This window comes from Methanospirillum stamsii (assembly GCF_003173335.1).
GTDB lineage: Archaea > Halobacteriota > Methanomicrobia > Methanomicrobiales > Methanospirillaceae > Methanospirillum > Methanospirillum stamsii.
The window spans coordinates 83,999-109,806 of the sequence record NZ_QGMZ01000011.1 but is presented as its reverse complement, the minus strand read 5'-3'; the positions used below and the strand labels follow the sequence as shown (position 1 = coordinate 109,806).

The window sequence follows — 25,808 nt, the reverse complement described above, 5'->3', positions numbered from 1 at the left end:
ATTATGATTGTCTTCCCAGCAGTAGATATTCTTGGTGGCCGATGTGTTCAACTTGTACAGGGGAAACGTGAAAGTGCCACTAGTTATGGAGATCCCCTCTCCTGTGCAGAATCCTGGATTAATCAGGGAGCTGAAGCTCTTCATATCGTTAATCTTGATGGAGCATTTGGAACTTCCAAATTAAATGCTGAGAAAATTACTGAAATAGTTATTAAAACTGGTGTTGATACCCAATTAGGTGGGGGTATCCGGTCCATTGAAGATGCAAAATCATGGCTTGACTGTGGGGTAGACAGGATTATTATCTCTACATATGCAGTGGAGAATCCTGATTGTCTGACAATACTCGCGGATGAATATGGGAGTGAAAGAATTATGGCTGGTGTTGATGCACGAGCCGGAAATTTAGTCACCCATGGATGGGAACATTCAGCAGGAAATTTTCTGGAATGGTCTGACCTTTTTATAAAAAAGGGAGCTGGTTCTCTTTTGTACACCAATGTCAGCGTTGAAGGTTTGTGTAAAGGAATTGATCCAAAACCTGTTCGCGATCTTCTGAGTAAAGTCAGTGTTCCTGTTATTGTGGCAGGAGGAATAACTACTGAAGAAGATATCATTACAATTAAAAATACAGATGCAGCGGGAATTGTTTTAGGGTCTGCGCTATATTCCGGAAAAATATCTCTTCAGAAAGCACTGGAGGTTGCAGTATGAGGATTGGAGAAATTGCAAGGAAGACAAAAGAAACAGATATCTTTGTAAATTTTATCCTTGATGGGGAAGGAAAATCAGTCATTGATACCGGACTTCCCTTTTTTGATCATATGATTGATTCCTTTTCAAGGCACGGAAGATTTAATCTTACCCTGAAAGCGAAAGGAGATCTTTTAGTCGGTCCTCATCATACCGTTGAAGATATTGGAATCGTTCTTGGACAGGCTTTTCTTCAGGCTCTTGGTGATGGTAAAGGCATAGAGCGATTTGCAAACATTTCTGTCCCTATGGATGAAGCAAAAGCTGAGGTAATTGTTGATGTGGGAGGGAGATCATATCTTGTGTTTGATGGTTCTTTCAGTGGACCTGTTGAGGGGATTTTAGAACCGTGGTTGGTTCGTCACTTTTTTGAAAGTTTTATTCAAAATGCAAAAATTACAGCACATATGCAGGTTAGTGGTAATTCAGATCACCACAAATGTGAAGCTCTTTTTAAGGCCTTTGGCAGGGCACTTCGATATGCAATAATAATAACAGATAATAATGCCTCAATACCAAGCACAAAAGGCATTCTCTAAAATAGTGAAAACATCAAAACCACACAAAATCTATCTGTGAGGTAAAGAATAACTGTTTTATTTTTTAAAGGTGGAGAATGCTTTAGGCATTCTCTGCTGCCATTTTAACGTCTTCTTCCTTAATTGTTTTTCTGCCTGCATGTTGTGCAAGACGATTTGCTTCCCTGGTAAGGTTTGCAATGTAATCTTCTGCCTTTGCCACAAGAGCTGCTGCTGCATCGCTTCCCACACGCTCAGCCCCATTCTTCTTTGCAATTCTTACAACTGCTGCAATAGGTAAGTCTGCCATAGTCCTCTACCTCAAAACAAAGTATATTGATATCTATTTAAATATTTCGAGATAATCCCGAGATTTTCGATTTTCAGACATGATAAGTGTATATTTTCTCTTTTCATGCATTTTGAATAAAGAGAAAAACAATTGAAAGGATTAACGTAAAGATAAGAAAAAACCCGTAATTTATTGATATTTAGAAAAAATTTCCATTCATCAGTGTACATGCAAGATTTAGCGCGTAATGGTAATCCGGGTTGACGCGCGAAGTATCTACGAAAGATTTCCCGATATTTATGACCGGTGCCCCATGAGAAAGCCCTCTACCGAGAAATAACAGGGTTCTGAATATCAGGTTGCCTGAAATTCCATCTGGTGCAATGATAAGACCTGATGTTTTTACTGCCTCTTCTATCAGAATACCATAGTGAATGGCTCCGGTAAGGCGTGCAATGAGTTCTCCATCAGTAAGTGTCTGATCAACTACTGGATGTCTGCCAATATCTGTCAATCTTCCGCCGGATAGGATTGCGACGGTATCTGAAAGCCCGAACATTTTACAAAAAATTTTTGAACGATTAATTATCGAAATTTTTTGTTCTACTGACCAACCTTCATCAACACCAACCGGAGCTAGAAAAAATTTATGCCCATCAGGGGTTTCAAGAAGAACAATTCGTTCAAGTTCCTTTACTCCTGCCTTTTCTTTCAAAAATTTCAGAGTTTTATGCGATTCCAATGTTCCTCTGATTGCAGCATGGATCTGTCCAGAGAAAAGATCGGTAATCAGGGATTCTTCAGGATTATCTGATATATTGGTATGAATTTTTAATTCCGGAGGAACACTAATCTCCGAGGATACATAACACTGAATTGTACAAGGTCCCGCATAGGTTACAATATCACGAAAAATATGTTCTGAATCTTCCTGAATACCGATGCCGATTATCTTCTGATATTTATGTGTAAGAACCAAGATGCATTACGCCCCCATCTTTTGAAAAGTCAAATACACGGGATGAAGAATTCTGATAATGGATGGTAAGTTCATTCGAATTATCAACTGTTCCAATCGGAGCTACAGTCATCCCCGTTTTTTCAAACAGTTCCTTTACCAAATCTATTTTTTCGGATTTTAAGGTCAGGATAAAACCCATTCCCGGATACATTCTGATCCAGTGATCAAAAGAAATATTATTCGCTAAAAGATCCGGCTTGGGAATTTTTTCAAGATCTACCTTTGCCCCTTTTCCTGATACTTCAAGAAGCATTCCAAGGGTACCTAATAATCCTGGGTTAGAAATATCTTTAGCTGCAGTAACCAGTTTTTTTGTCCCGATTTCCTGCATCACTGCAATCTGAGATCTCACTTCTTCTGCAGAACGAAGTGTTGCTGAATCCCAGTTCAAAACACATGATGGATGAACTCTTCCATGCAGGTCGATGGCAACCAGAATGGTATCTCCGACTTGGGCGGTATTACTGTAGATTACACCATCAATGGGTGCAATGCCAAGAATCGCAACATCAATTACACTATAAGGTGTGTCCGGGTGAAGATGTCCTCCGACAATTGGAACACCAAATTGCCGGGATGCATCATGCATACCCTGAATTACCAGATCTCTTATTGTTATATCGGATATAGAAAAGATGTCAACCATTGCCAGGGGTTTTCCCCCCATTGCTGCAATATCATGAACATTAACAAGGACAGAACAATATCCGGCCCAATAAGGATCAGCATCCATTAATTTACTCCAGATTCCATCCGCTGCTAAAAGCAATGCATCATTATGGTTCCTGATTACTGCAGCATCTTCTCCAAAGGATGCTATTACTTCTTGTGAATCAATCCGGAGGTCCCGAACCATTGCACCAATTTCACTCTTTCTTCTCACTCCATCATACATTCTGACGGCTTGTGCTATTTGTTCGGTTGAGCAGGTGTATTCGGCCATGGGCGAAAATCTCATTCTTTTTTTTGTTTCATTAGTCATAAAATGTCTTATTTTGGTTAAAATTCTGGCAAGCAATACCCTTTAATGACAGTAAGAGTTCAAGTGATTTATCAATAAAGCAGGTTAAAGTATGTGAAATGGACTGGGCTGAAAAATACCGTCCCCGCCATCTGTCTGAACTGGTTGGGAACCGTGAATCATTACGCCAGATGAGTGAATGGGCCCGTCAATGGACCACTGAAACTCCTCCCCTTATTATATATGGAAAACCGGGTATAGGAAAAACATCCAGCGCATGGGCTTTGGCCAATGATATGAACTGGGAAGTGGTGGAATTAAATGCCAGTGATCAGCGGACTAAGGGAGTGATAGAAAAAATAGCAGGCGGAAGCGCCAGTACCGGATCACTTTCAGGGGCTTTTCGAAAACTCATCATTTTAGATGAAGCAGATAATCTTCAGGGAAATGCTGACAGAGGTGGTGCCCGGGCAATTGCCGAGGTTATCAGACAGGCAAAGCAACCTCTGATTCTCATCGCAAATGATTTATATGGGCTTGATGGGACGATAAGAAATCTTTGTACTAAAATTCAATTTAAAGCCTTACCTGCTAAATCTCTGGTTCCCAGGCTCCGGGAAATTTGTTCCATGGAAGGGATTACCTGTGCATTACCTGCTTTGAATGATATTGCGGAACAGGCATCCGGAGATATCAGGTCTGCAGTAACAATGCTCTATGCCAGTGCTATCGGCAAAGATAAAGTGGGCGAAGATGATGTATCAATATCTTCTAAAGACAGCAGAAGCACAATTTTTGACCTGGTGGCAGCTACTCTTGGATATCGTCAGGTAACATCTCTACAGGATTTGAATATGACTGTGGATGAAACTCCTGATACCGTTCTTCAATGGATTGAAGGAAACCTCGGAGTTCTACCGGATACGAAAAAAAATGCTGCTGCATACCAGGCTCTGTCACGTGCAGACATGTACCTCGGATATACATACAAAACTCAATATTATACGTTATGGCGGTATGCAAATATTCTGATGCTATATGGCGTACATGATGTGATGAAGGGAAGACCTTCAGGGTATGCAAAGATAATGCCTCCTACAAGATGGAGACAGATGTCTACTGCAAAGCGCCAGAAATTAATGCGTGAACACCTTCTTTCACAACTTGGCATTTCGATGCATATGTCATCTGCATCTGTAAGAAATATTTATTTGTGTCCTGTTTCTCTGCTTGCACGCCAATTTCCTCAATCTTTTGTGAAGGATTACAGTTTTGATGCTGATCAATTAAATATCTTAATTCATGACCCAGATCTAGCGAAATCAATAGTAAAATCAATTGATGAAGAAAAGAAAAGTCTTGAAAAAGAATTGAAAAAGAAAAAGAAAGAAGAAGAAGCCTTAGCGAAAAAAAACCGAACTCTCAAAAAAACCGAACCTGACATAAAGGTTCAGTTGTCTTCATGTAATGAGACAGACAGCGCCCTTGTTATGATAGATGATAATGAGAAAGAATCCGAAACTAACGTAAATAAAGATAAAAAATCATCGCAATCGACCCTATTTAATTTTTAATTTTTACATAATGATGAAGGGGCACTTCGCAACCCTTTACCGGAGCCGGACAATCTGTCCCCTCAAACCCTAGATGGTAAATATACAAATCAGTTCGTACCTTTTTTGCAAGTCGGATGAGCGCAGGTATCATCTCTTCAGTAGGACGAATTGCATAGATGCAATCACTGTCTGAATAATATGAGAGATTTGGATGAAAAACATCATCATACACGTATGGTATCGAGAGTGATAATTGCGGTACGACGATATCAGAACAACGAATTAACACTCCTGCTCTAAATAGAAGATTTGCCGCATGAAGATTTGAGCCGGCACCAGTTTCTATTACAGAGTTGTATCGTCCGGCAATGTATCGGGCAATAACTGTCTCAATATGTTTATACCCGCTCATTACCCAGTTTATTGGAGATGAATATCCTTATTTTTTGGGATCGCGGGGCACCGGTCGGTCTTGAAATGCCTGTTTCCCGGATCATTTCTCAAATCCTGGATATTCCGGTCGAAGTATGTAAAAGCCCCGTGCTCTATAACGGGTTTGACAGAAGCAGAAATCAGTTTGATGCTACTGAAATACTTACCTGTCTTGATGTCTTTTCCCGCCGGAATGAAGAAAACCGTTTGATTTTACTGGTCACCGGTGATGATATTTTCAGGCCACATACACGGTATGTTTTCGGATTGTCAAGACCAAAAACCAAAACCGCTGTAATTTCTTCAGCCAGATTAAATAATGAATACTGGGGACTTCCATATGATGAAATGATGCTGATTGATCGTTTATCACGCGAGGGTGCACACGAATTAGGGCATTTGTTATTTCTTGATCATTGCAGTAATCCTTCGTGTATCATGGCAAATCCAAGCACTCTTGATGATCTTGATATCAAGAAATCCATGTTATGTCCTTCTTGTCTGGCAAAAATGAATAAAAAGAAAGTGTCTGTTTTTGTTTAATTATCTGTATCTAATTTTGTTGAATGCTATTTTTTTATATTAAATTATTTTCCAGGATTTCGAGGTTTTCTTTTGCAATATTATTTTCAGGATTTAATTTGATTGCTTTTCGATATGCTTCTATTGATCCACTAGAATTACCCACGGCATATAATACATTTCCAAGATTATACCAACCCTGATCAAAGTCGGGCCTGGTGTCGGTTGCTGTATATAATGCTTCCATTGCTTTGTTTTTATCTCCTAGCAGATAATAGAGGCGTCCAAGATTATTCCATGCATATCCATTTTTCGGATCGAATATTGTAGCGTTTTCCAAGGCAGAAATAGCCAGATGATAATTTTTTTGTTCCCCATATGCCCAACCCAGGTTGTTCCAGGCATCAGAAAATTTCGGATCAATAAGTAAAGCCTTATCCAGCGCTATTATTGCTTCTTTATAATTACCGGTTCTGATAAGAGTGTACCCCAATGTACTCCAGGCATATTTATTATCCGGATCAACCAGAACGGCATTATTGAGTGCAATTTTTGCTTCATCGTATCGGTCCAGTTCGTTTAGGGCCCAGCCGGTATTTGTCCATGCAAACCCATGATCAGGATCCAGAGAGGTGGCGCGTGATAAGAGATCTAAAGATTGATTGAATTGCCCAAGATTGTTATATGCAAAACCTATTGCATTCCATACTTCTACATCTGAATTATTTATCGAGGCGTATTCGTGTAATAGTGTCACTCCTTCTTCATATGAACCATTTTGAATTAGATTTAATCCCATAGTACGGTTGAAATACGTTTTGTTAGAATCCTCTGCATTTCCATAACCAACTATGATAATGAGTAAGATGAATAAGTTGAACAAAATTAGATTTTTCATATTACTATGAAATGTTCATAGACCTGAAAAAGGTTGGTCTGAAAAAGGAAGATTGAAAACCTAGAACTTTGGTTTTTTCTTTAATGCTTCAATCAGCAAGTCAATTGTAGCCTGAACGTCTTTCAGATCTACTACTTCAACTGGTGAATGAATGTATCTTGAAGGAACAGAAAGAGGGATACTCGGTATTCCATCTCTGACCATGTTGATAATGGAGGCATCAGTATTTCCTCCATCTCCGACCTCTAACTGATATGGAATTTTCATTTTATCCCCGGCATTTCTAAGCCAGGAACTAAGCCTGGAATCTGCCAATAGTCCTCTTCCTGATGCACTTGCAAGAACAAGAACCGGTCCTTTACCCATCTCCGGAGATGCTTCTTTTTTAGAAACCCCTGGATGGTCGCCCGGAATTGTAACATCAGTAGCGATAGCAAAATCAGGGTTTAATGCAAAGGCACTAACTTTTGCTCCTTTCAGACCAACTTCCTCCTGTACGGTAAAAACAGCATATACCGTCATGGAAGTTTTCATCTTTCTCATCGTTTCAATGAGAACCAGAACACCCACACGATTGTCTAGTGCTTTTCCCGTGACTTTATCATTTGCAAGTCTGATTAACTCCTGTTCAATAGTTACTGGAGTTCCTATCTCTATTCCTAGTGAATCTACCTCTTCTGCTGATGAAGCACCTACATCGATAAAAAGATCTTCAATTTTAATTTCCTTTTTCCGATCTTCTGGTGTCATTACATGAGGGGGTTTGGAACCAATAACTCCAGGAACCGGTCCTTTTCTTCCATGGAGAACTACTCGTTGTGTGTGCAGGGTGGGGTTATACCAGCCACCAATCCCTACAAATTTTATAAATCCCTTTTCATCAATATACTGGACCATCAGACCGATTTCATCCATATGTGATGCAATCATGACGGAGGTCTCTGATCCTTTTTTAACTGCGATCAGGTTTCCAAGTTTATCTTCGGAAATTTCATCTACATAGCCATCAAGTTCTTTTCTAACAATATCCTTGATGTTACTTTCAAATCCTGAAAGTCCGTGGGCATCTGAAAGACGTTTTAATAAATTATAAACCATTAATCTTCACCAAAAACCGGTTTCATTCGTTCAATTGCAGCATAAATATTTTGTCTTGATGTAGCATAACTAAATCGGGCATACTCCGCTCCGGCATCTCCAAATGCATCTCCGGGGACTATTATTACCCCTGCATCCATAATCTTACTAGTTATCTCTTTTCCAAGAGGGGCAAAAACATAAAATGCACCTTCGGGTACCGGGAATTTAACACCCATCTCTTTCAGACCTGAAACCAGGATGTCCCGTCTTGCTTTGTATTCATCCTGCATGGTTTTTACACATGACTGGTCCCCCGTATATGCCGCAAGGCCTGCATACTGACTGATAGATGTAGCACATGTCTGACAGTATTGGTGAACTTTCAGACATTGTTCCATATATTCATCGGGTCCGGCAAGATAACCAAGTCTCCATCCGGTCATTGCATAGGTTTTACTTGCAGCATTAACCGTAATGATATCATCACCATAGGTTCCCGCACTTTTATGGACTGCATCATAAATGATATGTTCATACACTTCGTCTGAAAGTACAGTCACTCCGGCATCCATAGCGGTTTCAACAATGGCTCTGATGTTTTCAGGTGATTCTACTGCACCTGTTGGATTGTTCGGTGAATTCAGGATGAGCAATCTGGCGCCGGATATTTTTTCCTGTAATATTTCCTGGTTAATATGGAGATCATTTGTTAAAGGAATATAATCCGGCTTTCCTTCTGCAAGGCGGATACAAGCTTCATAAGAGACAAAACCAGGATTTGTCAGAAGAACTCTATCTCCGGAATCCACAAGACTCTGCATTGCAATAAAAAGCGCTTCACCGGCACCTGCGGTCACAATAATTTGATCCGGATTATAGTTTAGTGAATTTTCACGCTCAAATTTTTCTGAAATTGCCTCACGTAATTCGGGAAGACCTGCATTAAAAGTATATCCTGTTTTCCCTTCATGTATTGCCTGAATTGCAGCGTTTTTTACATGTTCGGGTGTATCAAAATCAGGCTGACCCAGTGTCATATTTATCGAGTCTGGTTTTGCAGCCTGGAAAAATTTCCTGATACCTGACATCTCGATATCCAGGGCTCGTTGTGATATCTTTTTCATAATATATTTACTCAATATTGGCATGTCTGCCTTTTAGTTCGGATTCATCAGTCTGTGTGATTTCCATCAGCCTTGATATGACCGCATCACAAAAAGTCATTGCTGCGGTTTCAAACAGGGTTCCTAAAGGAGCAAAGGATCGGTGTTCACCAAGCATTTGTCTGGTGTCATATTCCCTGCTTTCATCCGGAATATTATCTCGGTAATTTTCAATCATAACCGTGGAAACTGCGATTTTACCGATTGAAGAATCCGGATTGGATGTAATCAGACAAATCCGTCCTCCTATTTCCTTTGCAGTTTGGACAATCTCGATGATAGTTTTTGTTTTTCCTGAACCGGATAATACAACTATCAGATCACCTTTTTGAAGAGCCGGCGTAATTGTTTCTCCAACGACATAACTTGTCATTCCAAGATGCATGAGACGCATTGCAAATGCTTTGGCAACAAGTCCTGATCTTCCGGCACCCATAACATAGATCCGTTTTGCATTGAGTAGTTCTGAAATGAATGCGGATACTTCCTGGTCTGAAATATGATCCGCAATGGCATCAATGCGGGATGCCATCAGTTGCATCATATCCTGTACACGGTGCTGATTCATACCTCTCTATACATTTTTGTCAAAGAGTCATCATAATATCGAAAAAAATTGCCATCAGGGTTTATGGTGATATACAACAGGTTCTGTTGCGGGCACCATCTCCCCTTTATCCATTATAGAAACCGGTCCATGACCACAACAAAGAAGAAGCCGTTTTCCTTGTTGTTGAAGTTCTGAATCAAGAGTAATGGCAAGAGAGGATAATGCTTTTCGTTCACTTTTCACTAATTCTGGATCCACATTGACCGTTGTGACCAGATAAACTGCAAAATTGTTGTATTCACTTCTCTCGGGACTTAAATATTTCAGATTTAAAATTGTATCTGATGTGAATAACAACCCTGCTTCCTGGCATAAAATGTAAATCAATCCGTGTTGGTGACCGCCATGCCCTTCAAGTATTTCAAATTCATAACCGCCCGCTGAAAAAGTTGTCAAAATTGGAAATTCTCCGCGTTTCCTTTCCCCTGTGGGAGGTAATAATTCACAGACTTTTGGAGGGGTCATGTGTGCAAACAGATTTATCATAACAGTATAAACCTGCTCTAAAACCTGATCCTGCGATGTTGCTCCAAAGGCCCGGTTATTTGTTTCAATAATTTTCCATGTCCCTTCATGAGTATAAACGGGGGCATTGAAAAATCCGGACGCGCCACAGTGATCAGTATCTCCATGAGTGAGAATTATACGAGTAAAATCATTAATGCCACCAAGATGATAATGCTCAAACATCCGGAGAACATCTGTATGGTAGATACCATATCCGGTATCAATCATTACCCGTTCGTTCGGGGCATTAATGACAAAAATACTACCCCCTCCTGGAAGTTGGAAACAATAGAGGGTGAGAGTATCAGATATTTCAAAAATTTGAACATCGGCATAAAAGCCATCATTTGTTGTTTCTTTCAGACGTATCCCATTTTGTAGGATCTGTTCAAGGGTGTCCTGATATTCTTTTCCATATTCAGTAAGTTGCTGGGCCAGATGACTGAACTGGTTTAATAATTTTAATAGATGTGGTTCATCTGATATCTGTAGTATTTCACTTACACGAGCAGCATATCTGACATAAAACTGACTGCCATCATCACAACTATCACCACAATCATATCCGTCAATTTCAACAGGATAGGTAGATTGGATTTCTTCTATAAGATCTTCAATTTTTTCTGATTCTCTGACCCGGAGAGTTACCTGTAGAAGGTCTGGATACCTGCCACGATTATCAAATGAAAGTGAATTGATTTCAGCATGATATCGGTTCAATATCGTTAGGATATTATGCAGGGTTCCTGGTATTTCAGGGACTTTTATAGTAAAACGAATGTTTCTTGGATATGTGATGGTTTTCTGAAGATAGCTTTTATCAGATAATACCTGGGCGCCTTTTTTATAACCGTCATCATTGCCGGATACAGAAAAAAAAGCAGTGTCGGGATCTAAGGATCGGTTATAATGGCACCGGGTAATGGTCAGACCTGCTGAGGCAATAATATGAACTGCTTCTAAAATTGAACCGGTATCAGGAATTCTGATTATAAAAAATTCATTCCTATCCGAGGACATGATATCTACTCTGATACATAACTTTCCCGTTCGATAAATAACCCCCCAAAAATTGTGCGTTCTATCATTTCCGAAACAAATCGCATTTTTTGTGCTTCTTCCATGTCACTATTCCGATGTATTTCTGAATATAACTGCAATCGTAGTAGCGCAAACCGAAGTTTTTCTAATGTGATTTCATTCTGGGTGATAGCATCACGGTATATGGGTTCTATCAGGTCAGGAAATTGTGTAATGTTTTCAAGACAATGTGCAATATCTGAATAAATGGGAAGTTTTTCTTCTTTCCCACAGAGAACTCTTACATAATCCATATTAAGTTTCAACAATTTTTACCAGTTGTTCCATAACATTATCTACTGCTTTCCAGGTCAGAGAATCTTTTTGTCGGATAATGAATGGTCTGCCTTCATCTCCTGCTTTTCTGACTTCTGGATCTAATGGCAGGCTGCCAAGAAATGGAACATTGTGTTCTTTTGCAATACGTTCTCCGCCACCTTTTCCAAAGAGGTCTACTGATTCACCACAATGCGGACATATGAATCCGCTCATGTTTTCAATAACACCGATAACTTTCAGATTAAGTTGTTCAACAAAGGTAATGGCCTTGGTCGAGTCCAGAGTGGAAACCTCCTGCGGGGTTGTGACAATTACTGCACCACGAACATTAGGCGCGAGTTGTGCAATTGTAAGAGCTTCATCTCCTGTTCCCGGGGGAAGATCGACTACGAGATAATCAAGACTACCCCATTCGGTATCTTCAAGAAATTGTTTAATTGCACCTGATTTCATCGCTCCACGCCAGATTACCGGAGAATGTTTTTCCGGAAGGAGAAAAGCCATTGAAACAACCTGAAGGGTTCCGGTAACTTTTACCGGTACGATTTTATTCTGATCTGCCAGGAGTTTGTGATCTTCAATACCAAGCATCTTTGGGACATTCGGTCCATGAATGTCGAGATCAAGAAGACCTACATTTTTTCCATGATTTGACAGGGCATATGCAAGGTTTACTGCGACAGTCGATTTTCCCACTCCTCCTTTTCCGGATAAAACAAGAATTGTATGCTTCGCATCAATATTTGCCTTGGGTGGGAGTTTTCCTCCTGCTGACGGGCAGGTTGCCCCGGAGGGACATGATGAACAGTTATTATCACAGGTTTCAGGATTTGGTTTATTACTATCTGCCATTATTCTTCTTCCTCATCAGTGATTCCATATTATTCACTTCTCTTTAGCATAAATACGATCATGATTCAATTGTTGAAATGGAGATTTTTTTTTGACAAGGAGAGGTTCACGATACATATATATTTAAGTCACCCAAGTTTTATCAGATGAGGGGTACCTGATGGAAAAGCGGGATATAATTGTCATTTTCGCAGCAATAATTATAGTACTCATAATGGCTGTCGTGGTGAAACCAATGCTTACCGGCCAACCGGTAATTCTTCTTCCAGAATCTCCTGTTCTGGAAATTACGCCAATAGAACAGTTTGAAACACCTCTTCCAAGTGAACCGGTTTCAACTCCGGTTGAACAAAAAACACCTGAGAAGCAGGAGTTTGTTGAGTCAATAGCAAGTCCTGTTGTGAAAGAAACATCTGCGCTTGAACCAACTCCAGAAATTACACCAATGACCTGGCAACCGGAGCCAGATAATCCAATGCCTGCAGTTCAAATGACAAATTATGCTGAAATTGTAGGCAAATATGCAGGAAGTACTTCCTCTTTTAGGATTCCTACACCCTACTGGGAAATTCATTATAATGTGACTCCGTCAAATCAGCAGGCAGTTTTTTCCATGGATGTTCAGGAGGTATCTGATGGGGCTTTCAAGACAATCCGGACAATTACCTGGAAAGAAGGAAAGGAAGAAAATCCCCAGGATTATCGGTTTTTTGAAGGTGGAAAAGAATATCTCCTGAATATTAATGCAAATCAACTGGATGAATATCGCATCACTATCCAGATACCTTTAAAGTACATACGCGATACCTAGGTAGGTATGGAAAAACGGGATATGATTGTTATCGTCGTGGCGATACTTATCGTTATGATAATGGCAATGTATATCAAACCTCTTGTAACCGGAAAAGAAGCAAAATTAATTCCGGATGAAATATCCGGATTATTCGGGGGCAAGAATGAATCTCTTATTCTTGATAATGCATCATACAATGGGACTTTTTACTCTAATAATACGAGTGAAATTAATGAAACAATTAATTTGCAGAATCTCTCTTTTGATGAAAGTAATCTGACAAATGATTCTAAAAATATAAACTTTTCATCTCCGGGTTTTGAACCATGGAATGGATCTCCCGTTACGTTGCAACCTGGAATTGATACTCGTCAAAAAATCGTTCCCCGGGAATATATTGCCTCATATCAACGATATTCGTTTAAAGAACCTGCAGTTAATTTAAAAACATTTTCTACTATTAATGGTCAATATTCTCAACTCTCAAGTCCTGTTTTTATTCCCTCAAAATATTGGGAACTTTGGTATACCGTTGATCTGCCAGAAAATTTGCAAAACCCCATTCTTGAAGAAGTTGATGAAGATGAAAATATCGTTCAATCTCTTTCAGCCCTTAATCCATATTTTAAAATAATTGTAAAAAACCTCGATACCAATGAAGTTAAAACAATCATACCCGAAGGAGGTCTAGATCCAAAAGTTTGGAAGGGAACATTCGGGAGAGGAGATGATGAAATCCCATATAAAGAAACATATAGTGGTGGCAAGGCTGAATTGGATGAAATTAAGACTGAAGAAGGGGATGAAATCCAAATAAATTGGGATCCAAGGCCTTGGAAAGAAAAATTCTTTGAAGGTTATCATTCATATAGCGTTGAAGTCATTTCTCAAAACATTAAATCATATCAAATAGAGATTAAATTGCCAGATCCTGCTTATCAGTTAAGCAAGGATACAAATATTACACAGCAAAATTCTGAAAATAAACCGGCCTCACATTTTAAAAACATGATGGATTATTATGTGAATTTGTATAATTCAGATTTTTTAACTGATCCAATTAAAAATGAAATTATTAATTTATTCTCTAATGAGATAATTGAGAAAAATGGAAAGGATACAATTATTCGTAATTTATATCTGATGAAACAATCTGGTGTGAATATTACTTCTTATAGGATTGATAATTCCTTTTATCGGTTAGATGAGGGCAATGTCAAAGGATCATTTTTGTGGAACACAAATTCCAGAGAATATGAAACACCCTATGAAATATCTTTTATTATTGAAAACGGATACTGGAAAATTAATACATTTCCAACGATAAGATTTTAAAAAAAGTTAAAGAAAATCGATTTTTCTTTTTTCCATAGAATAAATATACATTGTCTCTTTACCCGCTTCAATTCTCCCGACAACATCGTCTGTGACAGTTACTTCAAAGTTTGAAAAATCTTCAAGATCCATCATCTGGACAACATTACCAGCAATCGATATTACCTGCGCATTTCTCCTCTCTACAATAGGAGCATATACCTTTGCTGAAACCGGTTGAACGATTGAACGCTTGACACCGTCAAAAATTCCCATAACGTCAAGACGAGCCTTTGCTGCACCATGTTTCCCAGGTTTGGATACTGATATTGAAAGGATCTTGCACGGTTCATCTTCGACTAATAAATATTTACCTTCTTTCAGTTTGCCTACTTCGGTCTGTTCTTTCATAAAACACCTTGGGAAAAGCTGGTTATATTTATGTATCTCCCTTACATAAATACACCGCACGATTTTTTTAATACCGGAGAAAGTTATGGACTTTAATTCAGTAAGCTTAAACATCTTTTCTTCGATTCGCTCTGCTATCATTCCTCTGGTTGGTACTGAACAGGGAAATCTGGTTACTGGATTAGGGGCTGACGGAACTCCGACAAAATTTATAGATAAAATTGCAGAGGATATCGCAATTGAACTCCTCCGAAAAAATGAATTGTGTCGTCTGATTATTAGTGAAGAAGCCGGAAAAGTAGAAGTAACCGGAAATAAAGGGACAATATTTCTGGATCCTGTTGACGGGACATATAATGCAATAATGGATATCCCTTTTTTTGCCGTTTCAATTGCTTATGCTGAAGAAGGAAGAATTTTACACGGGTTTGTAGGAAATTTGGCAAATGGTGATATTTTTACTGCTTCATGTGGCAAAGGGGCAACATTAAATGGTAAACCGATACGAGTTTCTGATACCAATGAATTGCATACAAGCGCAATGAGTATTTATGGAAAACATTTCCAATATGATCGGGTTGTAAATTTAATCAGAAAAATCAGAAGATTCCGGCAGTTTGGAGCATCCGCTCTGGAACTTTCTTATGTGGGTGCCGGAAAGATTGATGGTTTTGTTGATCTAAGGCAGACACTCAGAGCAACTGATGCTGCAGCGGGTATATTAATCCTTGAAGAAGCAGGAGGAATTGTGACAGACCGGGATGGTAACCGTCTCATACTTCCTGATGAAGTAAGTATTGGTAACTGTCTGGTCGGGACAAATAAATGCCTGCATAGAAAAGTAATTGAATATCTACGGTGAATCAATGGCAAGTTCTATGGATATTTTAATTCTGCCCAGATTTGCTGATGATAGAGCCGCCACTTTCTCAGATAGTTTGCGGGATGATTTAATCCGGAATGGAAATCGTGTCCGAATATGTAAAAAAGACATTGCGGATCCTGGAATTTTACTTTTCAATCCAGAAAATATTCCTGATCTTTTAGTTGTCGTTGGTGGAGATGGAACGATTCTGCTGGCAACTCAGAGAATGCCCGTACAGATACCAATTCTTGGTATTAATTATGGTGAAGTAGGATTTTTAGCTGATATTGAACCGGAAAATGCCAGTTCATTTATTCTTGGTCTCTCTAAACCTCTTCCAATAGAAACTCGCATGAGGATTGAATTCCGGTTAAATGGTAAAATAATAGGGAATGCCCTGAATGAAGCGCTAATCGTAACTGAAAGACCTGCGAAAATGTTAAAATTTTCCATTTTTATTAATGGAAATATTGCTGAGAGGTTTAGATCAGATGGTCTGATAATCAGCACTCCGACTGGATCAACTGCATATGCCATGAGCGCAGGTGGGCCAATTGTAGATCCAAGGGTTGAAGGATTTCTTATGGTTCCTCTCGCTCCTTTTATGTTGTCCAATCGTCCGCATCTGATTGATTCTTCCCGCATAGTCTGTGTTTCACTCGAAGGAGTAAAGCCCGTTAAACTGGTTATTGATGGTCAGACTGAGATTCATCTGGATGAAAGTTGTAAGATAGAATTATCAAAATCTCCAACCCCTGCACAATTCATCGATGCCGGACAGAATTTTTTTGAAAAAATTAATCACAAACTTCGACACCTCTGATCATTTAAGAAAACTATAACTTATTCTTCATCAGATATGGTCAAGAGGACTGATTATTATGCAGGACACTATCAGAACCAGGATTGATTATGTAGCGGCATCGAAAATTTTAAAGAATACTCTAAATCTTGAAGGATCTCCGGTTGCATTTAAATTTTGTAAAACTGCAGAAGATATCCCCCAGGGAATGACCCACATTTCTGAAAATATGAGACATTGTCAGATGGTGGGACTTGCAAGAAAAGAAGGGAAAATATTCTATGCAACGGTTGAAAACCATGCCTGTATGGGTGGATCATGGGCTCTTGGTCTTCGTGAGTTAACTCCAAGTCTGAAAACCGGAGAATTTTATTACAAACTTGGTAAATTTGAAAGCTGGCCTGCATGTAAAAGAACAATTGATCGTGTTCCACATGTTGAATCTCTGACCACGCATGCAACATTGTACTCTCCCCTTGAAAATACTCCCTTTGATCCAACTCTTGTTTTAATTGTAACAAATCCAAAAGCAATGTTAAAACTGGCTCAAAGTAATCTGTATCGTCTGGGAGGAAGAATCACTTCAAATTTCTCCGGAATACAATCAGTCTGTTCAGATGCATGTGCGCAGGTCTATCTGAGTGGTACACCAAATTACTCATTGGGATGTGATGGTTCAAGAAAATTCTCCGGAATTGAAGATGGAGAGATGGTAATGGGCATTCCAATTGAGATGCTTTCTGAAATAGTATCGTCTTTAAGTATTGTAACCGGGGCAGCAGGATCATCATAATTTTTTTTCGATTTTTTCCTGGTATGAGAAGAATCTTAACAAAGGCTGAATACAGATAGTTAAGAGTATCAGGATGCATAAAAAAATACTAATCCTTATTTTGATTCCCATGCTTATACTGGGTGTTTCTGCAACACCCATGCAGGCCGGAGAGGATTTATTTAATACGGGAAATGCATATTATGCCAATGGATCATTAGAACACGCCATAGAATATTGGCTCCAGGCAAAAAATATCGATCCGACTCTCTCAGCAAATGCGTGGTATAATGTTGGTCTTGCGTACGCGGGACTTAAAGATTATGAAAAAGCCATAATGGCATGGAATGAGACGGTAACTCTCGTTCCTAATTCCTCTATGGCCTACGATAACATGGGAACCGCTTATGGACTTCTTGGAAAGTATCCTGAAGCAGCTTATGCCTATGATATGGCAATAGCAATTGATCCTGATGTTGTTAAGTATCGGATTGACAAAGAACTTCTTCTTAAAGGTGGCACAAAGGAAGAAACACCAATGTCTCCCCTGTCTGCATTTTTAGCTCTTATAACCGTACTTGGTATCGCACAAAGGTACATGGGAGATAAATAATTTTTATCCCAAAAGACTTTTATCAGACAGAATATACCCAGATATATGAATTTTAAAAAACGCATAAATTTTATCATTTTTTTCCTTTTAATTAGTGGAATAATCTTTTCTATTCCTGGATATCATAACATTTCATTATTTTCGTCATTTGTGAGAGCAGATGATAAAATTAATGAAATACCTGAAATTTCCGGAATAAAAATGGAGATACCTTCTGTGATTCAGGCAGGAACCTATCTTCATATTCTCGATACGATTCGAAACAAAGGTTCTACATCAACAGGTCCGTTCAGTCTTCAATATTATTTAGAAAAAGAATCAGATCCGGATTCTGATACCTACATTAGTACTCAGATAGTTGACAATTTAGTCCCTGGCGGACAAAAAACACTCAATTTTTCATCTCCTGTTCCAGCAGATATGGCTCCTGGAACATATCATGTCATCCGAATCATACAGGTAAATGATATTGTTCTTTCCTCTGGATCTGAAATGGAAGTTTCCGGATTACTCTCCGATATTACTATTATGGGTTTAGAGGAGGGAAGTCTATCTGGGTTTTTTGAGTCTTTTGATTCTTCTTTACCGTTAGGAGAGGAATATTCAATAAAATCCTGGATTAGAAATACAAATGAGACATATCCCGTTATCTCAAAATTATCTTATTATTTATCTGCTACCGGTCTTATTGATGAAAATCTGATTTTTTTGGGAGAAAGTCCTGAAATTACGATAGCCAATATGGGAGAGTCGTACGAAGATAGCAGAATCATAGTACATGAACAAATTCCCGAAGGTGATTATTACCTTATTGCCTCTTTCCTACCTATTGGAGTATCCGAAGGTTATTCAGAACTTTACTGGGTTTCTGAGAATCCTGTTTTTGTGGAAAATGCAAAACCCCTAGTGACTCCTGTTGTGACAATTAATCAGGTTCAAACTACGAGTGAACCAGATTTAACTACCGTAAAAACTGAATATCCGGATATTATGAATATCGGAGAAAGTTTTCAAATAAGTGATTCAGTTCAGAATATCGGGGGCACAGTAGCAGGAATAGTCCGGGTCGAATATTTGCTCTCTTCTTATGATGATGGTTCCAAAGGAACTCATCTTGCCTGGTGGACTATGCATAATGTAAAACCTGGCGAAATTCGATCTTCAGAGGAAACATTAGGAATCCCTTCCAATATTAGACCCGGAATATATTATTTTTCTAAAAAAATTTCTGTAACATCAAATCCCCCGGAAGTAAACACTGATAATAATTACTGGACTGGTAACCGTCCTGTTCGTGTGGAATATAGTCCGACAGCAAAAATACCTGATCTAACACACATAAATACAAAATTTCCCCGTGGCATTCCGGGAGATACAGTTGAAATTATCGATACAATAACAAATATTGGTAACGCCTGTGCCAATAATGTTGCAGTTGCATACTACCTTTCACCGTATTCAGATTTTGATCCGTCAACTGCAACATATCTTGGTGTATGGAACGTTGACAGGATATGTGTCGGTGAACAGTTAGTAAAAACCACCCCGGTCACAATTCTTTCAGAACTAAAAAATGGTGTATATTATTGGTATTCTGTTATCGATCCCTGTTCATTTATGTCATATTGTGGTGATGAGATGCCTGAACTTGATAAATCAAATAATATAAATGTTGGAAGATTTGTAATCGGCCCTTGTGTTTTTGGTTACTGTTAACTTTTTTTATTTTTTTTAAAAAGAGTATTTCAATTCAGACATTCAAATACTATCTTATGGCAGTCAGTATTCCAGGATCATCATCGATAATTTCTGATGATACGAATGGATTATTTGGATCGAAAAAAAATCATAACTCTTCTAATGATTCAACGGAAGAATCTTTTCAGGTTGTTGAATTTTTACTTGGAAATGAGCATTTTGCGATAGAACTATTTGATGTCAAGGTAGTAGTTGAATATACCCGGATTACTAAACTTCCTAACAGTCCGGTCTATATAAAAGGTATTATTGATTTAAGAGGAGAAATTACTACAATTATTGATCTCAAACAACAACTTGCAATTACTTCAAGTACTGTTTTGTCTGAAGAGGAAACCAGAATAATTGTTCTTGACGACCGGCTTACTCATGCAAAAATAGGAATAATGGTAGATGATGTTCTTACTGTTTCTACATATTATGCAAGTCAGATAGATCAGACTGCAACTGCGGGTGATGAATCATCTCATATTCTGGGAATTATAAAAAAGAAGATAAAAGATAGGGATAAGGATAGTACTGAACTTGTGATTTGGCTTGATGTAAAATTATTACTCCGGAATATGGGTCATATATAATTAAAGGGTATTTTTCTCCATCATCATCTCATAATTTATTACATTTTCGGCTATATCTGCAGAATATTCTCCAGACCTTCTGATACTATCTGTAATATTCCTGATTGGAACGGCTAGATTTACAGGAAGAGATAATATTTCTGTATTAATTATTGAATACGTATCTTCAAGTTGATACATGTATTCTATTGTTTTATTGGCCTTTTTGAGATCATGAGTAAAGAATGATTCAATGCTTTTTTCAAAAGTGTTTAGTGCTCCTGTTGATGCAGTTTTGACGTGATTGTGGATTTCATTGGGTATTTGTTCATTCATAATTCTATTCGCATTTTTCGCAATTCGAACACTGTGATCACCAACTCTTTCAATTATCCTGGCAATTTGAAAATGAGGGAGCATTTCAGAAATGTTGACATTCATCTTTTTTGAAAGATGAACATTATGCATTATCATATTTGTTTGTCGTGCGATTAGCCAGAAAAGTCGGTCTACGTCATTATCACGTTCAATCACATCTGTAATAAGGTCTTTATCATGCGCGATGAAAGCATCAATTGCATCGGTATGCATGCCTTTAACAATTACAAACATTCTTTTTAAGGAGTTTTGAATTGGCATTTCCAGAGGATTTAAGAGATCCTTTATTATTATGCTGGAATCAGTTTCCTCTACGAATTCTGGCCCAATAACCATATTAGAAAATTCACGAAGTTTCATTCTGATTAAACCGGTTATCCTGTCTTTTGTTGTAATATGAATTGCATTATATCCGGCTATGTACACTCCAATGAGAATTCGCAAAAAAAAGTCTGGATCGATTCCTGAATTTATTTCCAGTGTTTTAATTCTTTGAACCTGGTCACCAGTTGTATTTTTTGTAATAAGCAGTGTTCCATCAGGTTGAACAATAACTCCGAGTGGATCATTTTTCTTTATGTGAGTAGATTCGACCCAGTCTTTTGGAAGAGTAATCACATATGATGATCCTCCAGTCATTTGAACCCGTCGTATTTCCATATTTACTATCGTATATGTATAGGTAAAGCCAAATATATATATTGGTCTTTAGGTTTATATGGAAAATTATTCATAAAAATTTTACTGGAAATAGTAACATGGAGAATAAAAAATTTAATCAGGTGTCATTTATTTCAGTAAAAAACGCAGATATTGATTCAATATTAAAACTATATAGAGACGCAGGGTGGTGGAAAGAGGAATATGATCCGAAGGAAATCCCCCGTCTGATAGAATCAAGTTTTATTTTTATTATTGGATTATCAAAAGAGACACAGGAAATAATAGCCATGGGTCGCGTGATTTCTGATGGGTTTTATGGGATTATTCAGGATCTATGCGTACTGAAAAAATACAGGGGAAAAGGAATCGGTAAATTACTCATCGATTTTATGATAGATTCTGCAAAAAATGCCGGATTATTCCGGATAATTCTTGTTGCAGAACCGGGCACTGAATTTCTTTATCAAAAATCAGGTTTTATCTCTGATAGAAACCAGATATTTCTTTTACATACATATCAGGAATAACTCATGAAAATCCATGAAGATGACTTTCACCCTATTTCACTGGAAGATAAGAAAATTTTTGATAGAATTTATTCCAGGAATCCTATTTTTCATTCTGAGAATACTTTCGCGACACTTTTTTGCTGGAGAAAGTACGGACATTATTCATTATGTGAGCACGACGGTTGTCTTATCATTAAAGGAGAAACAGAAGATTATCGGTCTTATCGTTTTCCGCTTGGTCATATTTGTCCGGATGTGATAGAAGCTACAATTAATCTTGCGTTGGATCTTGATGAGGAGGCTCCCTTAATTATTCTGGAACCCGGCCAATACCAGTGGATGCAAAAAAATAAACCTGAATTAAAATTAAAGCCTGATAGAAATTTTTTTGATTATGTCTACAGGACTGATATTCTTGCAACACTCCCCGGACAGGATTATCTTACATTACGGAAACATCTGAATAAGTTCAGAAAAAAATGTCCATCAACTGTAAATCAGATTGATGAATCAAATATGGATGAAGTACTTGAATTTTTAATGAAATGGTGTCAACAGCGAGAATGTGATAAGTATACTATTTTAAAACATGAGAAAGAAGCCATTAAAGAAGCGATATCAAATTTTAAAGAGATTGGTCTTTCCGGTTTAACGATAAATACTAAAGATTCTGTAGGAGCTATCTCAATTTTTGAAGAACTCAATCCTTCAACTGCTGTTGTTCATTATGAGAAAGCTTTACCTGATTGTGAAGGTATTTACAAGGAAATTAATATGCAAACTGCAATCTTCCTTCAAAATCAATATACCTATATCAATCGGGAAAGTGATATGGGCATTCCAGGACTTCGGGAAGCAAAAGAACGATATCATCCTGATCACATGGTAGAATTATACTATCTCGATAATAATTGAATCAAATTTATAGGTATAATATTATATAATACCAAATATTTATTCTGCCATTATCTATTAAGTTATATTATCTTACAAGAGAGTGGGTTTTAATTACTATTTAATTTCTGAAGGAAGGATGATATTTATCCAACGAATTTTATACTAATTATATCAATAATTGAATTGAGATAATGACCACCAATCAATCCGGTATACCTGTAGCAATTTTATTGTTTGTACTAGTTACTGGTTTGGTTATAACAATATCCTCAGCAGATTATTCAATAGGGACGGTAATTGAAACTACCGGTATGGTTCATGAGAAATTTTCCGGAAACTGGCACAGTCAGGAAGATAATAGTACGAATATTTCTGGTGTTTATACGGATTCAGAAATTACTAATGGGGGAAATTTCTCAATCTATAAAAATATCGGATTGACTGGTAGTACATCGACATCTCCGAAATTCGAAACACAGAAATTGATGCAGTACTCTTCTGTCGATGGAGCACATTTGAGTGCTAATGAATTGCTATTATCTTCATCAGATTCTCTTTCAAATATATCTTCAGATTCGATATGTTTTAAAGATCCTTACAATGGATCTTCATTTTATGCACAGGTACAACTAGCTTCCACCTCTGTATCAAATGCCAAGGAATTAATTTTCTCATCAGGTGGACGATATTCAGATGGGATTTTAGATTATTCTATTCAAACCGGACAACCAGGGAATGATACAATTATTGGATTAGATGGAACGATCAGGACCCGGTTTGAAGGCAAAACCGAATCCGCAAGTGATGTGAAAACTCTATATGACAGGTCTTTGGTTTCAGGTCTTATTAGTAAATTTTATCGGACATATCATGGAGGAGATACTTTTGAGATGACAGGACTGACTAGCGCAAAAGGTTCGATATCAGAAAAAACAGTAATGACAGAGAAGTATATCTCAAATGTTTCCATACCCGGATCAATAGTATTTGGAACATCTGTATATTCATCAGATATGTTAACCAATGGAGGTAATACGAGTGTACAAAAACAGGTTACCGGGTCCGATGGGATTACTGCAGAAAGAATGATTACTTATAATTCTGAAGGTGACCGTTCGATTCAGGTTTCCGAGCATGCTATCACTTCCCGGTTCCAGTTACCAGAAATGGGATATGGAAATCCGGTATGTGTATTTGCCGGACCCACCCCAGCGCCCCATGATTCTGGTATTTCTTCACCATATAAAGAATCATCAGCAAAAACGGGAGTTTCCGGAGTAAGTTCAGCCATGATTATTAGCACAACAGTTATTGGGAACCCATCCGTTTCTGATATGAAAAACCTTGAATATCGTGCAGATATTTCTATACCAATCGGGTTTAACAAATCAATGGTTCAGGAAATGAAAGATACTGATGATGATGGTAAATTTGAAGATTTGAATGGAAATGGACATTTGGACATGCATGATTTGGTATTACTATTCCAGAATTTCCGGTGGATTGGGGAGAGTAATATATCAACTCGTGTTGATTTTAATAAAAATGGACGTGCAGATTATGCTGATATAGTAACTATTTTTCAAGCAATGGATAATGCTAAGAAAAAATAATCAAAAAAAGTTCTGAGTAGCATAAAAAAACTCCCCATCAAATTTTGTCCCGATACCAATTTTTTCGATATCCGGATTGATGAGATTTTTATTATGTTCAGGACTATTTATCCAATCTATCATTATAACGTCAGCAATTTCTTCCGGAGTGGCAGGGTCTACAAAACCTGAATATGATTTTCCAATAATATGTCCGGCAGCAATGCGAATGATGTTTTCTGCAATTCCCGTTCTGATACTGCCATCATCCATTTGTTTAGTGGTAGGATAACCAGCCATGTCAGATCTTCCTTTGGGATCAATTCCTTCAGGGGTGTAATGTGAAAAATAATTTCTCTCAATCATATCAGATGTATGTCCATATGCAATATCACTCAGCAGAGGATCATAAATGAGAGAATTTAATCCATTAAAATTACGATATTTATTAGTTTTTAAAAATATGAGCCCTGAAATTTCATTTGCATATTCTTCTGAATTAAGATTATAATTTTTTGAAATAAGAATTGGATTGGAATAGATATCTAAATTATTTGATTCATCCGTTTCTGGTATCATTCCGGTATAGTCAGTTACTGCTATCAGGTAATATTGACCTGAAGGAATTTCAGTTGGGATGATGTCAATTGAACTTACCGTATCGCTCATATTGGAATAAACCTGGTAAGATTTCACATCACGAATGAGGTAATCCTTTGATGATATCTTTTGATCTGAACTCAAAAAAAACCCAATATGGTATGATCCTGCATTATTGTTGTTGTTATTGACCGGAGTATATGTAATAATCAGAGGATATCCCACAGAAGTGTTGGTTGGATTCACCGAATCAATTATTATTGAAAGATCTGGATACTCTCCTTTCCAGGGTTCACCTTCAAAAATAGTTAAGGGTCTCAGTGAGGTGATGGTATTGTCATCAATTACAATTTCTTTCCCATTAGAATAGATCGTAGCTTCCAGAATATATTCTCCCGGCGGCATTCCTTTAGGAATTGTAAAGGAAAATGGGACTTTTCCCCGTATCCCGGGGGGTAAAATTTCTGTTGATTTACTTCCAATCCATATCGGAGAATAATTACCTGATTGATAATTAATGAGCACAAATTCTGTATGTATATCTGTAGCAGGTACTGGTCCGTTATTTTTTACAATAAATGAACCTGCAAGGTCTTGTCCTGCCTTTCCATAAGATATGATGTTCAAATCAGATAATTCCAAATCCGCAAAAATCAGGGAACCTTCTGTTAATAAGGACGTTTGATTTGAGATATCTGAAGAAACTGGAAAACTGATAAAAAAAATTACTAGGAGAAAGGTATGTATGATAAAATTTTTT

General features: G+C 37.8%; 29 protein-coding genes. 15 read left to right on the top strand and 14 right to left on the bottom strand.

Annotated features, from left to right (window positions below):
• Nucleotides 1–3 precede the first annotated feature (3 nt).
• Together hisA and hisB are read left to right on the top strand one after the other, a co-directional pair.
• On the top strand, nt 4–714 hold the full coding sequence (gene hisA / locus DLD82_RS05730) for a 1-(5-phosphoribosyl)-5-[(5-phosphoribosylamino)methylideneamino]imidazole-4-carboxamide isomerase (RefSeq protein WP_109940143.1): 711 nt from the start codon (nt 4–6) through the stop codon (nt 712–714).
• Nucleotides 711–1,292, top strand: coding sequence for an imidazoleglycerol-phosphate dehydratase HisB (gene hisB / locus DLD82_RS05725; protein WP_109940142.1), 582 nt, complete (start codon nt 711–713; stop codon nt 1,290–1,292). Before hisA ends, hisB begins: the two co-directional genes overlap by 4 nt.
• 82 nt (nt 1,293–1,374) lie before the next feature.
• Here hisB and DLD82_RS05720 read toward each other — a convergent pair whose 3' ends face one another.
• The 3 genes from DLD82_RS05720 to DLD82_RS05710 form a co-directional block, all read right to left on the bottom strand.
• Nucleotides 1,375–1,581 carry a histone family protein gene (locus DLD82_RS05720; protein ID WP_011447948.1) on the bottom strand — a complete coding sequence of 69 codons (207 nt, stop codon included), beginning with the start codon at nt 1,579–1,581 and terminating at the stop codon, nt 1,375–1,377.
• A 181-nt stretch (nt 1,582–1,762) separates the two neighbouring features.
• Nucleotides 1,763–2,542 carry a methanogenesis marker protein Mmp4/MtxX gene (gene mtxX, locus DLD82_RS05715; RefSeq protein WP_245920377.1) on the bottom strand — a complete coding sequence of 260 codons (780 nt, stop codon included), beginning with the start codon at nt 2,540–2,542 and terminating at the stop codon, nt 1,763–1,765.
• On the bottom strand, nt 2,526–3,527 hold the full coding sequence (locus DLD82_RS05710; RefSeq protein WP_109940141.1) for a methanogenesis marker 2 protein: 1,002 nt from the start codon (nt 3,525–3,527) through the stop codon (nt 2,526–2,528). Before DLD82_RS05710 ends, mtxX begins: the two co-directional genes overlap by 17 nt.
• Nucleotides 3,528–3,664: 137 nt before the next feature.
• Here DLD82_RS05710 and DLD82_RS05705 point away from each other — a divergent pair, with 137 nt between their 5' ends.
• Nucleotides 3,665–5,119 (top strand): replication factor C large subunit, encoded by a 1,455-nt coding sequence (locus DLD82_RS05705; protein WP_109940140.1) that lies wholly within the window; start codon nt 3,665–3,667, stop codon nt 5,117–5,119.
• Here the strand turns inward: DLD82_RS05705 and DLD82_RS05700 are convergent.
• Nucleotides 5,109–5,513 carry a UPF0146 family protein gene (locus tag DLD82_RS05700; RefSeq protein ID WP_109940139.1) on the bottom strand — a complete coding sequence of 135 codons (405 nt, stop codon included), beginning with the start codon at nt 5,511–5,513 and terminating at the stop codon, nt 5,109–5,111. The genes DLD82_RS05705 and DLD82_RS05700 overlap by 11 nt on opposite strands.
• Nucleotides 5,514–5,530: 17 nt before the next feature.
• On the opposite strand from DLD82_RS05700, the gene DLD82_RS05695 reads away from it, so the two are divergent.
• A complete protein-coding gene (locus tag DLD82_RS05695; RefSeq protein WP_146199705.1) occupies nt 5,531–6,076 on the top strand; it encodes an archaemetzincin family Zn-dependent metalloprotease in 546 nt (181 codons plus the stop codon).
• A gap of 34 nt (nt 6,077–6,110) precedes the next feature.
• Here the strand turns inward: DLD82_RS05695 and DLD82_RS05690 are convergent, their stop codons facing one another.
• The 7 genes from DLD82_RS05690 to DLD82_RS05660 form a co-directional block, all read right to left on the bottom strand.
• The gene (locus tag DLD82_RS05690) at nt 6,111–6,854 is read right to left on the bottom strand and encodes a tetratricopeptide repeat protein (protein WP_181391275.1); all 744 of its coding nucleotides are present in this window, start codon (nt 6,852–6,854) and stop codon (nt 6,111–6,113) included.
• Nucleotides 6,855–7,013: 159 nt separating this feature from the next.
• Nucleotides 7,014–8,051, bottom strand: coding sequence for a M42 family metallopeptidase (locus DLD82_RS05685; RefSeq protein WP_109940137.1), 1,038 nt, complete (start codon nt 8,049–8,051; stop codon nt 7,014–7,016).
• Nucleotides 8,051–9,157, bottom strand: a complete 1,107-nt coding sequence (locus DLD82_RS05680; RefSeq protein WP_109940196.1) for a pyridoxal phosphate-dependent aminotransferase — start codon at nt 9,155–9,157, stop codon at nt 8,051–8,053. The genes DLD82_RS05685 and DLD82_RS05680 overlap by 1 nt, the downstream gene beginning before the upstream one ends.
• Nucleotides 9,158–9,164: 7 nt before the next feature.
• Entirely contained in the window at nt 9,165–9,764 is a 600-nt protein-coding gene (gene hxlB / locus DLD82_RS05675) for a 6-phospho-3-hexuloisomerase (protein WP_109940136.1), read from the bottom strand.
• A gap of 54 nt (nt 9,765–9,818) precedes the next feature.
• Complete coding sequence (locus DLD82_RS05670) at nt 9,819–11,333, bottom strand: MBL fold metallo-hydrolase (protein WP_109940135.1); 1,515 nt, start codon at nt 11,331–11,333, stop codon at nt 9,819–9,821.
• A gap of 5 nt (nt 11,334–11,338) precedes the next feature.
• Entirely contained in the window at nt 11,339–11,647 is a 309-nt protein-coding gene (locus tag DLD82_RS05665; protein ID WP_109940134.1) for a hypothetical protein, read from the bottom strand.
• Nucleotide 11,648: 1 nt separating this feature from the next.
• On the bottom strand, nt 11,649–12,524 hold the full coding sequence (locus DLD82_RS05660) for an Mrp/NBP35 family ATP-binding protein (RefSeq protein WP_109940133.1): 876 nt from the start codon (nt 12,522–12,524) through the stop codon (nt 11,649–11,651).
• A gap of 160 nt (nt 12,525–12,684) precedes the next feature.
• Here DLD82_RS05660 and DLD82_RS05655 point away from each other — a divergent pair, with 160 nt between their 5' ends.
• Together DLD82_RS05655 and DLD82_RS05650 are read left to right on the top strand one after the other, a co-directional pair.
• On the top strand, nt 12,685–13,335 hold the full coding sequence (locus DLD82_RS05655; protein ID WP_109940132.1) for a hypothetical protein: 651 nt from the start codon (nt 12,685–12,687) through the stop codon (nt 13,333–13,335).
• 6 nt (nt 13,336–13,341) lie between these two features.
• The gene (locus DLD82_RS05650; protein ID WP_109940131.1) at nt 13,342–14,652 is read left to right on the top strand and encodes a hypothetical protein; all 1,311 of its coding nucleotides are present in this window, start codon (nt 13,342–13,344) and stop codon (nt 14,650–14,652) included.
• A gap of 6 nt (nt 14,653–14,658) precedes the next feature.
• On the opposite strand, the gene DLD82_RS05645 is transcribed toward DLD82_RS05650, so the two are convergent.
• Entirely contained in the window at nt 14,659–15,042 is a 384-nt protein-coding gene (locus tag DLD82_RS05645; RefSeq protein WP_109940195.1) for a translation initiation factor IF-5A, read from the bottom strand.
• An 85-nt stretch (nt 15,043–15,127) separates the two neighbouring features.
• Between DLD82_RS05645 and DLD82_RS05640 the strand changes: the two genes are divergently transcribed.
• From DLD82_RS05640 to DLD82_RS05615, 6 genes are all read left to right on the top strand, one after another.
• Complete coding sequence (locus tag DLD82_RS05640) at nt 15,128–15,904, top strand: bifunctional fructose-bisphosphatase/inositol-phosphate phosphatase (RefSeq protein ID WP_109940130.1); 777 nt, start codon at nt 15,128–15,130, stop codon at nt 15,902–15,904.
• A gap of 4 nt (nt 15,905–15,908) precedes the next feature.
• The gene (locus DLD82_RS05635) at nt 15,909–16,730 is read left to right on the top strand and encodes an NAD(+)/NADH kinase (protein WP_245920376.1); all 822 of its coding nucleotides are present in this window, start codon (nt 15,909–15,911) and stop codon (nt 16,728–16,730) included.
• 58 nt (nt 16,731–16,788) lie between these two features.
• Complete coding sequence (locus DLD82_RS05630) at nt 16,789–17,502, top strand: DUF169 domain-containing protein (protein WP_109940129.1); 714 nt, start codon at nt 16,789–16,791, stop codon at nt 17,500–17,502.
• A gap of 109 nt (nt 17,503–17,611) precedes the next feature.
• Nucleotides 17,612–18,094, top strand: coding sequence for a tetratricopeptide repeat protein (locus tag DLD82_RS05625; RefSeq protein ID WP_181391274.1), 483 nt, complete (start codon nt 17,612–17,614; stop codon nt 18,092–18,094).
• A gap of 201 nt (nt 18,095–18,295) precedes the next feature.
• On the top strand, nt 18,296–19,810 hold the full coding sequence (locus DLD82_RS05620) for a hypothetical protein (protein WP_181391273.1): 1,515 nt from the start codon (nt 18,296–18,298) through the stop codon (nt 19,808–19,810).
• A 56-nt stretch (nt 19,811–19,866) separates the two neighbouring features.
• Nucleotides 19,867–20,430: a chemotaxis protein CheW gene (locus DLD82_RS05615; protein WP_109940126.1), complete on the top strand. Its 564-nt coding sequence runs from the start codon at nt 19,867–19,869 to the stop codon at nt 20,428–20,430.
• On the opposite strand, the gene DLD82_RS05610 is transcribed toward DLD82_RS05615, so the two are convergent.
• Nucleotides 20,431–21,426 (bottom strand): phosphate uptake regulator PhoU, encoded by a 996-nt coding sequence (locus DLD82_RS05610; protein ID WP_109940125.1) that lies wholly within the window; start codon nt 21,424–21,426, stop codon nt 20,431–20,433.
• A gap of 119 nt (nt 21,427–21,545) precedes the next feature.
• Here DLD82_RS05610 and DLD82_RS05605 point away from each other — a divergent pair, with 119 nt between their 5' ends.
• The 3 genes from DLD82_RS05605 to DLD82_RS05595 all read left to right on the top strand — a co-directional run bounded on the left by DLD82_RS05605 (nt 21,546) and on the right by DLD82_RS05595 (nt 24,469).
• Nucleotides 21,546–21,977: a GNAT family N-acetyltransferase gene (locus tag DLD82_RS05605; RefSeq protein ID WP_109940124.1), complete on the top strand. Its 432-nt coding sequence runs from the start codon at nt 21,546–21,548 to the stop codon at nt 21,975–21,977.
• Nucleotides 21,978–21,980: 3 nt separating this feature from the next.
• Entirely contained in the window at nt 21,981–22,874 is an 894-nt protein-coding gene (locus DLD82_RS05600; RefSeq protein ID WP_109940123.1) for a DUF2156 domain-containing protein, read from the top strand.
• 173 nt (nt 22,875–23,047) lie between these two features.
• Nucleotides 23,048–24,469, top strand: a complete 1,422-nt coding sequence (locus DLD82_RS05595) for a hypothetical protein (protein WP_146199704.1) — start codon at nt 23,048–23,050, stop codon at nt 24,467–24,469.
• Here DLD82_RS05595 and DLD82_RS05590 read toward each other — a convergent pair whose 3' ends face one another.
• Nucleotides 24,470–25,675 (bottom strand): CAP domain-containing protein, encoded by a 1,206-nt coding sequence (locus tag DLD82_RS05590; RefSeq protein WP_181391272.1) that lies wholly within the window; start codon nt 25,673–25,675, stop codon nt 24,470–24,472.
• Nucleotides 25,676–25,808: the final 133 nt, after the last annotated feature.